Here is a 15,274-nt window from a genome sequence, read left to right as displayed (position 1 = left end):
AAAAATTCCAAATTTCGACTATACGATTAGCTGAAATTTGGAATTTTTAGTTACTTATTTATTTTTAATTGGCTACTTCACTAATGAACTTGATTCGCATTAAGCGCAATTCATCTAAGTCGTAATCACCATCAAATTCCTTTAATGCTGATTCAATATTATCGGATTCTGATTCCATGTAGTAATCGTGAATTTCTTCCTGCTGATCATCATCTAACATATCATCAATCCAGTACTTAATATTTAGCTTTGTCCCAGAATAAACAATTTGCTCCATTTCTTTGATCAAAGCATCCATGTTTATTCCTTTTGCCGAAGCAATATCATTAAGTGGTAATTTTCGATCTATATTTTGAATAATATATAGTTTATTTACTGAATTTACTCCCGTAGATTTCACGACTAAATCTTCTGGACGTTCGATATCATTTTCATCAACGTATCTACTAATTAACTCTAAGAATTCTTTACCATATTTTTTTGCTTTACCTTCCCCAACACCGTGAATATTTATCATTTCTTCTTGAGAAACTGGATATTTTAGGGCCATATCCTCCAATGAAGGATCTTGGAAAACTACAAAAGGAGGAACTCCTACTTTTTTTGCTACTTTTTTACGTAAATCACGCAACATACCCATCAAAACCTCATCAGCAACAGCTGTTGATTTTGAAGCCGTTACAATCGCTTCATCAACAGTTTCATTATACTCATGATCTTCTGACATCATAAAAGATTTTGGATTTTTAATAAAATCGAGACCTTTATCAGTGATTTTTACGATTCCGTACGTTTCAATATCTTTAGATAAATACCCAGCGACTAAAACTTGTCGCAATAGTGCCATCCAATATTTTTCATCGAATTTAATTCCGCATCCAAAAAAAGACTGAACATCCGTTCTGTGCGCTTTTATGACAGCATTTACGCGACCTATTAGTGTAAAAACAACTTCTTTAGATTTGTATAAATGCTTTGTATCACGAACCACTTCAAGCAATTTTACCACTTGATCCTTCGCTTCAATTTTTGTTTTTGGATTTCGAATATTATCATCCATATCTGCGCCTTCACCAGTCACATCATCAAATTCTTCTCCGAAATAATGGAGTAAAAATTTTCTACGAGACATGGAAGTTTCGGCGTAAGCCACGACTTCTTGCAGTAAAGCGAAACCAATTTCTTGTTCAGCTACTGGTTTGCCAGACATGAACTTTTCTAACTTTTCAACATCTTTGTACGAGTAATACGCTAAACAATGTCCTTCGCCACCATCTCTTCCCGCACGTCCAGTTTCTTGATAATAACTTTCTAATGATTTAGGAATATCGTGGTGAATAACAAATCGCACATCTGGTTTGTCAATCCCCATTCCAAAAGCGATTGTCGCAACTACTACATCAACATCTTCCATCAGGAACATATCTTGATGCCTTGCCCGTGTTTTCGCATCTAGTCCAGCATGATACGGCACAGCACTTATTCCATTAACTTGCAAAACTTCAGCAATAGCCTCAACTTTTTTACGGCTCAAGCAATAAATAATCCCTGATTTGCCTTTGTGCTGCTTTATAAATCGAATAATATCCGATTCAATATTTTTAGTTTTTGTACGTACTTCGTAATATAAATTAGGTCTATTGAACGATGCTTTGAAAGTGGCAGCATCAGTCATGTCTAGATTTTTCAAGATATCTTCTTGAACTTTTGGTGTAGCAGTAGCGGTTAAACCAATGATAGGAACATCTCCTAACTGCTTTATAATATGTTTTAGATTTCTATATTCTGGTCTAAAGTCATGTCCCCATTCTGAAATACAGTGCGCTTCATCTATGGCCACAAAAGAAATCGTAACATTTTTAAGAAAGTTAACATATTCCTCTTTTGTCAAAGACTCAGGCGCAACATAAAGCAATTTTGTCAATCCAGAAGTAATGTCTTTCTTGACTTGTGCGATTTCAGTTTTAGTAAGTGAGGAGTTTAAAACGTGCGCAATACCATTTTCTGAAGACAAGCTTCTAATTGCGTCCACTTGATTTTTCATCAAGGCAATTAAAGGAGAAACTACGATGGCAGTTCCTTCTTGAACCAAAGCGGGTAATTGATAACAAAGAGACTTTCCTCCCCCTGTAGGCATAATAACAAATGTATTTTGTTGATTCAGGATGCTTTTTATGACTTGTTCCTGTAATCCTTTGAATTGGCCGAAGCCAAAATACTTCTTTAATTCTTTATGTATGTCAATTTCGTTTGGATTCATTCTTGATTATGTAGTATTTTGTATAAATTTGCGACACCTAAAGGTACAAATTTCTTTTACACATACAAATTTTAATTATTCAGTTTTGATTATTAAAGAAAACATATTGGCAAGCGCCAAAAAAACAATCCTTTCAGAAAGTGAATCCATTGCTAAACTCGCTGATTTCCTGGATGCAAACTTTACCGAAGCAGTTCAAAAGATCTATAATTCAAAGGGAAGACTAGTAGTTACGGGAATAGGAAAAAGCGCCATAATTGCTCAAAAAATGGTAGCATCATTCAACTCGACTGGAACACCATCACTCTTTTTACATGCCTCTGAAGCTATTCATGGCGACTTAGGGATGATTCAAACGGATGATGTAATTATCTGCATTTCAAAAAGCGGAAACAGTCCTGAAATCAAAGTTTTAGTTCCTTTACTGAAAAGATTTGGAAACAGCTTGATTGCAATAACGGGAAACATGACTTCGTTTTTAGCTAAAGGATCTGACATTGTTCTAAATACAACTGTGGAATCAGAATCGTGTCCCAACAATCTAGCTCCTACAAATAGCACAACAGCACAATTAGTTATGGGTGATGCTTTGGTTGTGTGCTTAATGGAAATGCGCGATTTTAAACCAGAAGATTTTGCAGTTTATCATCCCGGTGGCGCATTAGGGAAAAGATTATTGTTAAGAGTAAAAGACATGCTAGAAAATAGTCTTAAACCTATAGTATCGCCAGAAGCATCTATCAAACAGGTAATTTTTGAAATTTCAGAAAAACGACTTGGTGTCACAGCCGTAGTTGAAAATGATAAAGTGATAGGAATTATTACCGACGGTGATATCAGAAGAATGCTTAATGACACAGATACGTTCACTGATTTGACAGCAAAAGATATTATGACAAAAAATCCAAAAATGACTTCGTCAGAGGCAATGGTGGTTGAAGCATTGAATATCATGGAAGACTTCTCAATTACTCAGTTAGTTGTTGTTGATAATGGCGATTACAAAGGCGTGCTGCATTTACATGACATTTTAAAAGAAGGAATCGTATAATGGCAAAAAAAAACTTGAACGAAATGTCGTTCTTAGATCATCTTGAAGAATTAAGATGGTTGCTCGTTAGAAGCACAATAGCAATATTAATTTTAGCTACGGTTGCATTTTTCATAAGTGATTATATTTTTGATGTAATCATATTTGGTCCTACAGATCCTAATTTCATAACGTATCGCTTTTTTTGTGATTTGTCAAATCAGTTAGGTTTTTCAGATATTATTTGTGTTACCGAAATGCCTTTTATAATCCAGAATACAAATATGGAAGGCCAGATCAATGTTTTGATTTGGACGTGTGTAACAACTGGTTTTATTCTGGGATTTCCTTTTATACTTTGGGAAGTTTGGAAATTTATTAGCCCAGCGCTTTATTCGACAGAGAAAAAACATGCACAAATTTTTATTTTTTCGTCTTCCTTATTATTCTTCATAGGAGTGTTATTTGGTTACTACTTAATTGTGCCTATGTCCGTTAACTTTTTTGCTACATTTACTATTAGTAATGTGGTAATAAATCAGTTTAGCGTTGACTCCTATATTGGTATGGTAAAAACTAGTGTTATTGCCTGTGGATTGTTTTTTGAGTTACCAATAATCATATATTTCTTGACCAAATTAGGATTAGTAACTCCTGAATTTTTAAGAAAATATTGGAAATATGCAGTAATCGTTATACTTGTTGTTGCTGCTATAGTAACTCCTCCAGATGTTGTGAGTCAAGTAATTGTAACAATACCGATGCTTATCATTTACGAAGCAAGCATCTTAATTTCAAAATTAGTAGTAAAAAATCAAAAGAAAGTAAATGGATAATATTATAGAAGAATTCAATGAATACCGTTCAAGAATGAACGAAAAATTATTAGCTGACAACAATAAAATTGTAAAGCGAATTTTCAATTTGGATACCAATGCTTATGCCGCTGGTGCATTAGATGTTAAGACCAAAGAATTATTAGGATTAGTTGCGTCTGCAGTTTTACGTTGCGATGATTGCGTAAAGTATCACTTAGAAACAAGTCATAAAGAAGGAGTTACTAAAGAGGAAATGATGGAAGCTATGGGAATTGCTACACTTGTGGGCGGAACTATAGTTGTACCTCATCTACGAAGAGCTTATGAATTTTGGGAAGCTCTTGAAGAAAATAAATAGAGAATTAGTCTAGTAGATAATTCTAAAATTGAAGTTAAAAACTAAATGTAAAGAAACCAAATTCGTTTCTTTACACTTAGTGAACGATTAAACCTAAAAACATGAAATTAAGAGCCGAAAATCTAGTAAAGACCTATAAAGGACGCAGTGTTGTAAAAGGCATTTCGGTGGAAGTGAATCAAGGAGAGATCGTTGGACTTTTAGGTCCAAATGGTGCTGGAAAAACAACTTCTTTTTATATGATTGTTGGTTTAGTAAAACCAAATTCTGGTAACATATTCTTAGATGATTTGGATATCACAGATTATCCAATGTATAAAAGAGCCCAACAAGGAATAGGTTATTTAGCTCAAGAAGCTTCTGTTTTTAGGAAATTAAGTATTGAGGACAACATTTTAAGTGTATTACAACTAACAAAACTTTCGAAAGCCGAACAAGAAGCAAAGATGGAAAGTCTAATTGCAGAGTTTAGCTTAGAACACATTAGAACCAACCGTGGCGATTTACTTTCTGGGGGAGAACGTCGTCGAACTGAGATAGCACGCTGTCTTGCTACGGATCCTAAATTTATTTTACTTGATGAGCCTTTCGCTGGTGTTGACCCAGTAGCTGTAGAAGATATTCAACGTATTGTTGCTCAATTAAAAAATAAGAATATTGGAATTTTGATTACAGATCACAATGTTCAAGAAACATTAGCGATTACTGACAAAACTTACTTAATGTTTGAAGGAGGAATTTTGAAAGCGGGAATCCCAGAAGAATTAGTTGAGGATGAGATGGTTCGCCGTGTTTATCTTGGTCAGAATTTTGAATTGAGAAAGAAAAAACTCGAGTTTTAATTCATAAAGAATTCCATATTACTGTTTTTTCGGTTTTTTCGAAAATTAAATAAAATCATATAAATTTGGAAAATGAAAAATGAAAACGAACCTTCAGAAGAAACAAAAAGGCAGTGGCATCAAGATCCTAATAATTGGTTCTTGGGAATATTCTACTACAATGTCGAAGATAAACGTATTCTTCCCCCGAAAAGGATAGCTTGGATGGGATGGACAGTAAACTTTGCCAATCCGCTTTCAGTAAGCTTATTGCTCATTATTTTATTAATAGCGTTTACCTTTGTTGGATTAAATAATTAAAAAGAATTTTATTCTACAGTGATAAATTGTATTTGCTGCAAATCACCATTGTAAATATTCACATCAACATTTCCTTTGATTCCTGGAATTGAACCTTTCTCTGTAAATTGCCAAAAAAGCCAATCAGAGACTATTTCTTCACGGTAGAAATTATAGTTTGCTATCCAAAAAAGATAGTCACTAAATTCATCTTTTAAAAAATCATTATAAAAGCGTTCTCCTGTGTATATAATTGGTTTTACTCCGTAATGCGCTTCAACAACTTTTAGCCATCTTTTCAATCCTATTTTGAGATTAGCAATTGATTGATTATTTGGCAATTGTTCGATATCTAGAACGGGCGGTAGATCACCTTTGCTAAGTTCGACAGTCGTAATAAATAGCTCTGCTTGTTCGAGAGAATTTTCATTCGGACGATAATAATGATACGCTCCACGAATCATTTTATTTGCTTTGGCGCCAAGCCAGTTCTTTTCAAATTTATAATCGTGGCGATCTTTTCCAACTGTAGCTCGAATAAAAACAAAGTCAATAGGATATTTTTTTTCTATTGTATCCACGTATGTCCAACTTATTTCGCCTTGATACTCTGATACGTCAATTCCTATGCTTTTTCCTTCATGTTTCTCTAAAACTTGATAGTTACGAACATCAGAAATTCTTTTAGCTTCGCTTTTTGCTTTCAAAGCCTTATCTGACTTAAAACCAAGATAATAAGCTAAACCGTTGCGATAGTGAAAACCAACACCAGTTATTAAGAGAATTAAAAAAGTAATTATGGAGTAACGCAAAAATTTACCTGAAAAAAATGTTGCTTTTTTTTGGCGCTTGCGCACTACCGCAGTTCTTTTTCTTACAACTCCTTTAGCCATTATACTTTTACTTTTGAAGTACTTTATTGTTTACTACAGAAAGCAAAACGTATAAAAGAATCAATAGAGGAATTCCTAAATACTGAAAGAAAATCAATAGCAGGAAAGACAAAACTAAAAATATGATTTGCAATGCATTTTCCTTAAAACTAAACTTCTTGATTTTTAATGAAAATAATGGGATTTCTGCGTTAAGCATATAAGCGCTTAAAAAAGTGATAAGTAATAAAAACCATTGATTAGTCAATAATTCAATTACAAATAAAGAATCTGTATTTTGTAAAACAAGAGGTAAACTTAGAATAAAAAGCGCGTTTGCTGGCGTGGGCAAGCCAATAAAAGAATCTGTTTGACGCGTGTCAACATTAAAATTTGCTAGGCGATAACAAGAACCCAGCGTAATTATAAAAGCTAGATAGGGGAAAAATTGTAAATAGCTCTCCACTGAACTTGATGAATTACTGACCATCATTTGAAACATTACTAAGCCAGGCACAACTCCACTAGTGACCATATCAGCTAAGGAATCTAATTGTAGTCCTAACGGACTTGAAACTTTAAACAATCTCGCAAAAAAGCCATCAAAAAAGTCTAAAAATATTCCTAGGCAGACAAAATAAAATGCCATTTCAAATTTTGCATTAAAAGCAAATACTAATGCAATACAACCCGAAAAAAGATTGAGTAAAGTAATTAGATTAGGGATATGTTTTTTAATATTCATAGTTTGTTGTTTACGTTTTCAAATTGGTGTTTGAAATTCTTAAATAGAAAAGCAAAGATGACAAATTTAATATAATAACTGAATGGGAAGTACGTTTTGTACTATACATTTTGACTTAAAGATTAGAGCTAAATTATTTTCGATTAATATAATAAGATTAAATCTCCTTTGTAGTGAAAAGCAGCGATTATAGAGGTTAATTTATAAATTCAAAATAAACCTTCATACAATGTGGTGTTGTAAAACTAATATTTCGCGAAATGGCGAAATATGCTCAATAAATATTATATTTTTGATAAAATTAAATAGAACATCCATTTACATAAAATGACGTCACTTCAGAAGTACTTTTTAATAGCTGCTTTTTTTGGAAGTTTTCTTACTTACAGCCAAGTAGTTAGAAAATATTCAAACGAGTTTATGAACATTGGAGTTGATGCTGCAGCACTAGGTATGTCAAACGCAGTAGTAGCCTCATCTAACGATGTTAATGCAGGCTACTGGAATCCTGCAGGGCTAATCCGTTTAGAAGATCATCAGGCTTCTTTTATGCATGCAAGTTATTTTGCTAACATAGCACAATATGATTATTTAGCGTACGCTAGCCCAATAGACGAACGCAGCGCTTGGGGCATTTCATTAATTCGTTTTGGTGTTGATGATATTCTAAACACAACAGAGCTGATAGACAGTCAGGGTAATATTGATTACAATCGTATTAGTCTTTTTTCAACTGCTGATTATGGATTTACCTTGTCGTACGCTCGAAAGCTACCTGTGCCAGGTTTTCAATATGGAGTAAACGCTAAAATAATTCGCAGAGTCATTGGGAAATTCGCAAATTCTTGGGGTTTTGGTTTTGATGCTGGAATCCAATTTAAAAAGAACGATTGGCAATTTGGATTGATGCTTCGAGATATAACAACCACTTATAATGTGTGGAATATTAACGAAAAAGAATACCAAAAGATTGCATATGCTATTCCCGGAGAAAATCAAGAATTACCAGAAAGCACAGAGATTACTGCACCAAAAGCACAATTAGGAATTGCTAAGAAATTCATAATTAGATATGATTATAGTATTTTGGCTGCAGCCAATATGAATATGCGATTTTCAAAAACAAATGATTTGATTGCAGCAGACTTTGTAAGTATAGATCCAGCTTTAGGATTCGAATTTGGATATACAGACTTAGTTTTTGTTCGTGTTGGAGTTGGAAATTTTCAAAACATCCAACAATTAGATAGTACTGAAAAAGTAGGTTTCCAACCCAATATAGGTTTGGGATTCAAATACAAAGGCATACAAATCGATTATGCATTGACTGATTTAGGAAATCAAAGTGCAGCACTGTATTCGAATATTTTTTCGATAAAAGTTGATTTGGGTCTTTTTCGAAATTAAAAATAGCCAATTATAATTTTGAACTGCAGATTCTAAAAACCCAAATATTTCTTTTTCATTAATTAAGCCCTTTGCGATTATTTATAAATATATGTCTCGAAATTTTTCTTCACTCAAAAAAAACATTTCATTAATAGCGCTTATACTATTTTCGTGCTCAAGTTTTGGGCAAAATATTGAACTTTCAAAAGATTCTCATGTTAGCGTAATCACATGCGGATTAGGTAACGAATCCTACTCCCTTTTTGGACATACTGCCTTACGAGTTGAAGATAGCATAAATGGGATTGATGTCGTTTACAATTATGGCGCTTTTGATTTCAACACACCAAATTTCGTAATGAAATTTATAAAAGGTGACTTACAATACTTTGCAGTTACAAACTCCTATAGAGATTTTATCAACCAATATCAATATGAGAAAAGATCTGTTTACGAGCAGGATCTTAATATTCCATTAGAACTTAAGCAGCAACTTTTTGAAAATTTGCAAACTTCTCTATCATCAGGAGAAAGCTACTACACCTATAAATTTATTGATAAAAATTGCACATCGATGGTGGTTGACATTATCAACAAAACATTAAAAACTAGTGCTATTACAAAAAGAGAAAATACTGAAATCACTTATCGAACGATTCTTTATCCCTATTTCGATGGACATTTTTACGAAAAACTCGGAACTAGCATAATTTTTGGTAAGAAAGTAGATCAGTTGGGGACACAAATCTTCTTGCCGTTTGAATTGCAAAAGAGTTTAGAAAAGGTCACCTTTCAGAACGTACCATTAGCTCCTCAAAATAAAACGATACTTGAATTCAGCAATACTAAGGCATTCTCTTGGTGGAATAATCCGTCTACTTATAGTATTGTCCTTCTGTTTTTTATTTTTGTGAGAAAGAAAAGTATCAGCTTATTTTATCTAAGCATAATTGGCGTTATTAGTTTGTTCTTTACTTTCGTTGGATTTTATTCAGATCATTTAGAATTAGGATATAACTACAACATTTTACTATTCAATCCTTCTCTTTTACTTTTTCTTTATTTCTATTGGATAAAAAATAAAAAAGCAATCTACAGGCTCGCAGGTTTTAATATCTTCTGCCTTCTGGTTTATATATTTTTCTTAATAGGAAAAGCACATTTTATTATAGTGTTACCATTGGTGATTACTAGCGGAATACTTTTAGTGAGAATAGCAATCCAGAATAAAAAACGCATTCCGATTATAATTTAATAAATATGCAAAGAGCATCTATTGATTATTGACCTCTATAAAACAACACAGTTGTGATCGTTTTAAACGCAATATTTAAATCTAAGTAAATACTTCGGTGCTTAATATAATACAAGTCATATTGCAATTTTGTCAGACTATCGTCAACCGTTTCTCCATAAGAATAGTTTACTTTTGCCGACCCGTAAGACCTAATTTTATAATTCTTTAATCGATTCTTGAATAAAAAAAAGCAGCCGCAAGAATATTTCTTACAGCTGCTCATAAATATTAAATTACGTTTTCATTGCTTTGCAATGAAAATTTAATTTTACCTAGTAACCAGGGTTTTGTTGAACTCTTAAAGTTGCGTTAGCATCAAGTTCTAATTGTGGTAAAGGCCAGATAAATTTGAAGTTATCATATGTAAATGCATTTACACCTAGAGCTCCAGTGTAAGGAGTTCCTATAGCGTAAGCTGCCAAAGCAGGTGCTGCAGTAGAGAAACCAGCGTTAGCAACTTTTGCAGGAATACCAGCAATTGGGAATAAAAGATCTCCTTGTAATCTTGTGATATCTGCCCAACGACGTCCTTCACAAATGAATTCAATTCTTCTCTCTTTTAATATAGCATTCACCATATTTACATTTGAAGCAAAACTTGCTAAAGTGTACGCCTGAGTTCCAGGATTAGCTAGTGAACGGTTTCTAACTTCGTTCAATTTACTTAAACCGTTAGTAACATCTGTACTTCTAGCATAAGCTTCAGCCATATTTAAAGCAACTTCAGCATATCTAATGATTGGAGCATAATCCGTTTTATTCACAGCGTCTTTGTATTTGTTTGTGAATTTTGTATTTGGATAATAACCAGCATTACCTGTGATAACCATAGTTCCTTCAACTCTTCTTTTATCATCAGCTAACCAACTTGGATCTCTCCAGATAATTGGACTAATAGCAATCAATCCACGTCCATTAGCCGCAGCTGGGATTGGTGGGTGATACATACTTGGTAATGATCCATTTACGCCCGGGTTATTCGTAGCTCCGTTTGCAATTGAAAAGATCGATTCAGTATTAGAACTATTACTAGCAAAAGGAGTATCTGGATTAGCTGTCATGTTATATTTACCATTCAACTTAACCCCTTCAGATATAACTTTGTCCCATTTACGCATGTGTAAATAGATTCTAGTTTTGTATGCGATAGCAGCTTCTTTTGTAATTCTTTCAATTTGTGCAGCACCTGCTCTTTTAGTTTTAGAGTAAAGCAAATCTTCTGCATCATCTAAATCTTTTAAGATTTTTGTGTAACACTCCGCTACAGTATTTCTACCTTGAGCTAAACCTAATTCAATATTTGCTGGAGTAGAATAAGGAATTTCTCTGTAAGGAACCCCTAAGTTTGCGCCATTGTTATCTTGAAATGGTCTTGCATAGTGAATCAATAATTCATTATGAGTAATCGCTCTAAAAAATTTAGCTTGACCGATATAGTCATTTGCTAATTCTTGAGAAATAACTCCTGCAGCAGCAGCTTTAGTTACACCATCAATAACGATATTCGTTCTGTTAATCAAACGGTAACCATCTGCCCAATAGTACACATTATTTGCTGAAGTAGCATCATATGTTCCTGTATAGGTAAGTTGGTAAAACGATGCTAAATTAACTACATCTTCACCTCTGTTATCACCTTGCTGAATGTAAGCTGATCCAAAGATATAACCTCTTGAACCACCACCATTATAGTTTCCTAGTTCAGCAGCGTTATACATTCCCGTAACAGATAAATCAATTAACGCTGGAGTTTGAAACGCAACATTTTCTGACACACTGTTAAAAGGGGTTAATTCTATGATACTTTCTTCGCTACAAGAAGCAAACAAAAGTGACACCATTGCAAACGGAACTACTAATTTAGTAATCGAGAATGATTTAAATTTATTTATATTTTTCATTTTTTAATTCTTTAAAATTAGAAACCTAAGTTAAGACCAACACTGAATATTCTAGATCTTGGAGTTCCATTATAATCATTACCTAAAACTTCCATTTCAGGATCTAATCCTTTATAGTCAGTAATAATCAATAAGTTTTGTCCTTGTACAAAAAGTCTGAACTTTTCTAAACCAACTTTATCTAAAACTGATTTTGGCAAGTTGTAACCTAAAGTCACGTTGTCTAATTTGATATAATCACCTTTTTCAACAAAACGGCTAGAAGCTTGGTTAATGTTGATAGTAGTTTCTCTATCATCTCTTAATCTTGGAGTCCATCCATCACCAGGATTTGCAACACTCTGCCATCTTCCTAATATTTCAGTACCATTGTTATTAAATCCTTGTGCCAATAGCTCACGTCTAGTTAAGTTATTGATTTTATTTCCTCCACTAAAACGGAACATGAAACCTAAATCAAAATTCTTGTAAGCCATGTTCGAATTGAATGCTCCGAAATAAGTTGGCAAAATATTACCTAAAACTGATTTGTCAGCTGCACCTAAAGAAGAAGCTGCAGAAATATCAGTTGGATTACTTGGATCAAATTTTCTATATGCTTGAGAATTGATATCTCCTTGAACTAATGTTCCATCTCCTTTGTAGAAAACTGGATTACCATTAGATGGGTTCACGCCATAGTAGTTGAAACCATATAATACATATGGAGATTCACCTTCTCTTAACAAGTTGTTACCTGTATTGTAAGTATCTGAATCAACGAAGTTAATATCTTGTCCGTTAACCAATTTCTCCACTTTACTTTTAACAAATGATACGTTTGCACTTACTGTCCACTCAAAATTTTCATTTTTGAAAGCTGAAGCCTCAAGAGAGAATTCATGACCAGAGTTTCTTAAAGAACCTACGTTTTTAGAAATATAGTTTTCTGGGATTCCAAGAGATAACGGCTGAGGAACTTGTAAAATCAATCCGTTTTGATTGTTAATAAAGTAATCATAAGTCAATTTCAAACGATTTCTAAATAAAGATAAATCAACACCATAGTCATACTTCACAGAAGTTTCCCATTTCAATTGATCATTTCCTGCTTGAGAGTAACCAATACCGTTATATTCAGCATATTTTGCATTATTATACAATCCTAAATAAGGATAGTTACCAATACTTGTATTACCAACCTCAGCATAAGAAGCTCTTAATTTGAAATCAGATACTACGTCTTCTAAAGAACTCATGAAAGATTCTTTACTTACCGTCCAACCAACAGAAGCTCCTGGGAAAGTTCCCCATTTGTTAGCTGATGGTAAAGATGAAAGACCATCTGTACGAATAGATCCTTGAAGGAAATATTTTCCTGCAAAGTTGTAGTTTAATCTACCTGCGTAAGACATAATTCCGTTTTCAGTAATACTACCACCAGAAAGTTGAGTTGCATATGAACCTGAAATTAGACCTTTGTTAAAAAAAGTATCAGACAAACCGTTACCTCCTCCGAAGAAAGAATTAACTTTTTGCTTTTGAACTTCATAAATTGCTACTGCACTAAGGTTGTGTGATTCTCCAAATGTTTTATTGTAAGACAATACATTTTGAGTATTCCAACGTGTGAAGTTTGTAAAGTTATTTCTAACCGCTCCAGCAACACTTGCACCATCTCCGTTAATAGGGTTTAAATACTGAAAACCTTCTGTACCAATAGCATCAACACTTCCTTGAGTTTTGAAACTTAAACTTGGAGAAATTTTGAAATCAGCAAATAAACTTACTAATGATCTATCAACTTTAGATTTGTAGATATTATTTTCCAATACATAAACAATGTTTGGTAAGTTATTAGCAATTACAGATAAATTCTCTCCTTGTCCAACTGTTGAACCAGTGATGTTAAATCCTGTTGGATTAGTAGAATCATACACAGGAGTGTTAGGCAATTGACGCATTGCATTAAAAATAAGTCCAGATAAACCCCCAGCATTATTGTTTAATCCTGTAGTTTCATTTCTAGACAATGCCATGTTAACACCAACATTTAACCAGCTTTTTACTTTTTGATCTACATTAGCTCTTACGTTGTAACGCGTTTGACTGTTCGATTTTGCAATACCATCTTGAGTATTGTATCCTGTAGAAAAGTAATAGTTTGTTTTTTCTGTTGAACCAGAAAGAGATAAGTTATGATCTGTTTGAACAGCAGCTTGACGCATAACCGCTTTTTGCCAGTTTGTGTCAAACTTATTTCCTACAGCTAAGATAGAAGCTCCTCTGTTTGTTCTTTTTTCATTTTGAATTGTAATGAAATCATTAGTTTTCAATAAATCTAAATAATCGATTGGTTGAGCAATTCCAGTGTACGTATTATAGTTCACTCTGAATTTACCACCTTTACCTTTTTTAGTTGTAATTAAAATTACACCATTTGCTGCTCTAGAACCGTAAATTGCAGTTGCAGAACCATCTTTTAGGACTTCAGTAGATTCGATATCTGCTGGGTTAATATCTCCTAAAGAGTTTGTACTAGCGTATCCTCCCACATCACCTGTGAAAATTGGAACACCATCTACAACGATTAATGGATAACTACCTGATGTGATCGATCCAACACCTCTAATTCTAATTCTAGGCGCTTGTCCTATAACTCCTGAGTTAGTTGTTACTTGAACACCTGCAGCTCTACCAGCTAATTGAGATTCAAAACTTGAAGTCGCAAGATTTGCAATTGCATCTCCTTTAATTTGCGAAATCGATCCTGTAACTTCTCTCTTTTTTTGAGTTCCGTAACCTACCACTACAACTTCTTCAAGTGCTTGTGATGAAGATGTCATTTTTACATTCATAGTGCTTGAAGCACCAACAGTTACAGAAGAATTGTTCATCCCTATAAAAGAGAAAACTAAAACATCTCCCGCCTTTGCTTTAATAGAGTATTTTCCGTCAAAATCACTTTGGATTCCGTTGCTTGTACCCTTCACAATTACGTTTACGCCAGGAATAGGTCCAGTCTCATCTGAAACAACACCTGAAACGATTTTCTCTTGTGCAAAAGAAAACTGGATAGACAGCGCTAACAGTAGCGTGAAGATCCATTTGAATTTTAATCTCATATTATTTTGTTTGAATTAGTTATAGCGCAAACATCTTAATAAATTGTTAATTAAACAATATTTACCTTAAATATTTATACAATTTTTATTTAAGACCATTTAAAAATATGTAAAGGTCATTTAAAAGCATAAACAGGAGTTAATTTGCAACTAATCTAACTCTATAAATTCCTTTTTAAAATTATATAATTAATGAGCCTAGAAATTTAAATTACGTTACTTTCTAGAATATATAATTTGCAATTACAATCGTATTATTCCAAATCGTTTAAGTGGTGATGAAGTAAATAAAAATATTAATGCTTCAAAAAAATTAGTAAATAGTTACTTTAAATTTTTGATTAACATGCTATAATTGATATAGTTAATGACTTAATAT

Annotated in this window: 12 protein-coding genes and 1 pseudogene; 7 read left to right on the top strand and 6 right to left on the bottom strand. The window is 33.3% G+C overall.

Annotated elements, in window-relative coordinates; all coding sequences use genetic code 11:
- Positions 1-64 precede the first annotated feature (64 nt).
- On the bottom strand, positions 65-2,260 hold the full coding sequence (gene recQ, locus BC961_RS02010) for a DNA helicase RecQ (RefSeq protein WP_121924175.1): 2,196 nt from the start codon (positions 2,258-2,260) through the stop codon (positions 65-67).
- A gap of 85 nt (positions 2,261-2,345) precedes the next feature.
- Between recQ and BC961_RS02005 the strand changes: the two genes are divergently transcribed.
- The 5 genes from BC961_RS02005 to BC961_RS01985 all read left to right on the top strand — a co-directional run bounded on the left by BC961_RS02005 (position 2,346) and on the right by BC961_RS01985 (position 5,608).
- The gene (locus BC961_RS02005) at positions 2,346-3,311 is read left to right on the top strand and encodes a KpsF/GutQ family sugar-phosphate isomerase (protein WP_170151278.1); all 966 of its coding nucleotides are present in this window, start codon (positions 2,346-2,348) and stop codon (positions 3,309-3,311) included.
- On the top strand, positions 3,311-4,126 hold the full coding sequence (gene tatC / locus BC961_RS02000) for a twin-arginine translocase subunit TatC (protein ID WP_121924174.1): 816 nt from the start codon (positions 3,311-3,313) through the stop codon (positions 4,124-4,126). Before BC961_RS02005 ends, tatC begins: the two co-directional genes overlap by 1 nt.
- The gene (locus BC961_RS01995; RefSeq protein WP_121924173.1) at positions 4,119-4,466 is read left to right on the top strand and encodes a carboxymuconolactone decarboxylase family protein; all 348 of its coding nucleotides are present in this window, start codon (positions 4,119-4,121) and stop codon (positions 4,464-4,466) included. The genes tatC and BC961_RS01995 overlap by 8 nt, the downstream gene beginning before the upstream one ends.
- Positions 4,467-4,567: 101 nt before the next feature.
- Complete coding sequence (gene lptB / locus BC961_RS01990; protein WP_121924172.1) at positions 4,568-5,308, top strand: LPS export ABC transporter ATP-binding protein; 741 nt, start codon at positions 4,568-4,570, stop codon at positions 5,306-5,308.
- Between the two features lie 72 nt (positions 5,309-5,380).
- Entirely contained in the window at positions 5,381-5,608 is a 228-nt protein-coding gene (locus BC961_RS01985) for a DUF5808 domain-containing protein (RefSeq protein ID WP_121924171.1), read from the top strand.
- A gap of 8 nt (positions 5,609-5,616) precedes the next feature.
- On the opposite strand, the gene BC961_RS01980 is transcribed toward BC961_RS01985, so the two are convergent.
- Entirely contained in the window at positions 5,617-6,480 is an 864-nt protein-coding gene (locus BC961_RS01980; protein WP_121924170.1) for a glycoside hydrolase family 25 protein, read from the bottom strand.
- A gap of 7 nt (positions 6,481-6,487) precedes the next feature.
- Positions 6,488-7,204, bottom strand: coding sequence for a CDP-alcohol phosphatidyltransferase family protein (locus tag BC961_RS01975; protein WP_121924169.1), 717 nt, complete (start codon positions 7,202-7,204; stop codon positions 6,488-6,490).
- Between the two features lie 327 nt (positions 7,205-7,531).
- On the opposite strand from BC961_RS01975, the gene BC961_RS01970 reads away from it, so the two are divergent.
- On the top strand, positions 7,532-8,611 hold the full coding sequence (locus BC961_RS01970; RefSeq protein ID WP_245980785.1) for a putative type IX sorting system protein PorV2: 1,080 nt from the start codon (positions 7,532-7,534) through the stop codon (positions 8,609-8,611).
- 91 nt (positions 8,612-8,702) lie between these two features.
- Positions 8,703-9,848: a lipoprotein N-acyltransferase Lnb domain-containing protein gene (locus BC961_RS01965; protein WP_121924168.1), complete on the top strand. Its 1,146-nt coding sequence runs from the start codon at positions 8,703-8,705 to the stop codon at positions 9,846-9,848.
- A gap of 25 nt (positions 9,849-9,873) precedes the next feature.
- Here the strand turns inward: BC961_RS01965 and BC961_RS01960 are convergent.
- The 3 genes and pseudogenes from BC961_RS01960 to BC961_RS01950 form a co-directional block, all read right to left on the bottom strand.
- Positions 9,874-10,052 (bottom strand): annotated as a pseudogene (locus tag BC961_RS01960) (sugar transferase); the annotation flags it as partial.
- A 110-nt stretch (positions 10,053-10,162) separates the two neighbouring features.
- Entirely contained in the window at positions 10,163-11,791 is a 1,629-nt protein-coding gene (locus BC961_RS01955) for a RagB/SusD family nutrient uptake outer membrane protein (RefSeq protein ID WP_121924167.1), read from the bottom strand.
- Between the two features lie 17 nt (positions 11,792-11,808).
- Positions 11,809-14,895: a SusC/RagA family TonB-linked outer membrane protein gene (locus tag BC961_RS01950; protein WP_121924166.1), complete on the bottom strand. Its 3,087-nt coding sequence runs from the start codon at positions 14,893-14,895 to the stop codon at positions 11,809-11,811.
- Between the last annotated feature and the right edge of the window lie 379 nt (positions 14,896-15,274).

It is taken from the genome of Flavobacterium weaverense (assembly GCF_003688495.1).
Classification (GTDB): domain Bacteria; phylum Bacteroidota; class Bacteroidia; order Flavobacteriales; family Flavobacteriaceae; genus Flavobacterium; species Flavobacterium weaverense.
This window is presented reverse-complemented; position numbering and strand designations above follow the sequence as displayed.

What these genes read in the sequence shown, in the direction of transcription:
- recQ (WP_121924175.1), bottom strand. Translation starts at nt 2,260, where the DNA reads ATGAATCCAAACGAAATTGACATACATAAAGAATTAAAGAAGTATTTT.
- tatC (WP_121924174.1), top strand. Translation starts at nt 3,311, where the DNA reads ATGGCAAAAAAAAACTTGAACGAAATGTCGTTCTTAGATCATCTTGAA.
- BC961_RS01995 (WP_121924173.1), top strand. Translation starts at nt 4,119, where the DNA reads ATGGATAATATTATAGAAGAATTCAATGAATACCGTTCAAGAATGAAC.
- lptB (WP_121924172.1), top strand. Translation starts at nt 4,568, where the DNA reads ATGAAATTAAGAGCCGAAAATCTAGTAAAGACCTATAAAGGACGCAGT.
- BC961_RS01985 (WP_121924171.1), top strand. Translation starts at nt 5,381, where the DNA reads ATGAAAAATGAAAACGAACCTTCAGAAGAAACAAAAAGGCAGTGGCAT.
- BC961_RS01980 (WP_121924170.1), bottom strand. Translation starts at nt 6,480, where the DNA reads ATGGCTAAAGGAGTTGTAAGAAAAAGAACTGCGGTAGTGCGCAAGCGC.
- BC961_RS01975 (WP_121924169.1), bottom strand. Translation starts at nt 7,204, where the DNA reads ATGAATATTAAAAAACATATCCCTAATCTAATTACTTTACTCAATCTT.
- BC961_RS01970 (WP_245980785.1), top strand. Translation starts at nt 7,532, where the DNA reads ATGACGTCACTTCAGAAGTACTTTTTAATAGCTGCTTTTTTTGGAAGT.
- BC961_RS01965 (WP_121924168.1), top strand. Translation starts at nt 8,703, where the DNA reads ATGTCTCGAAATTTTTCTTCACTCAAAAAAAACATTTCATTAATAGCG.
- BC961_RS01955 (WP_121924167.1), bottom strand. Translation starts at nt 11,791, where the DNA reads ATGAAAAATATAAATAAATTTAAATCATTCTCGATTACTAAATTAGTA.
- BC961_RS01950 (WP_121924166.1), bottom strand. Translation starts at nt 14,895, where the DNA reads ATGAGATTAAAATTCAAATGGATCTTCACGCTACTGTTAGCGCTGTCT.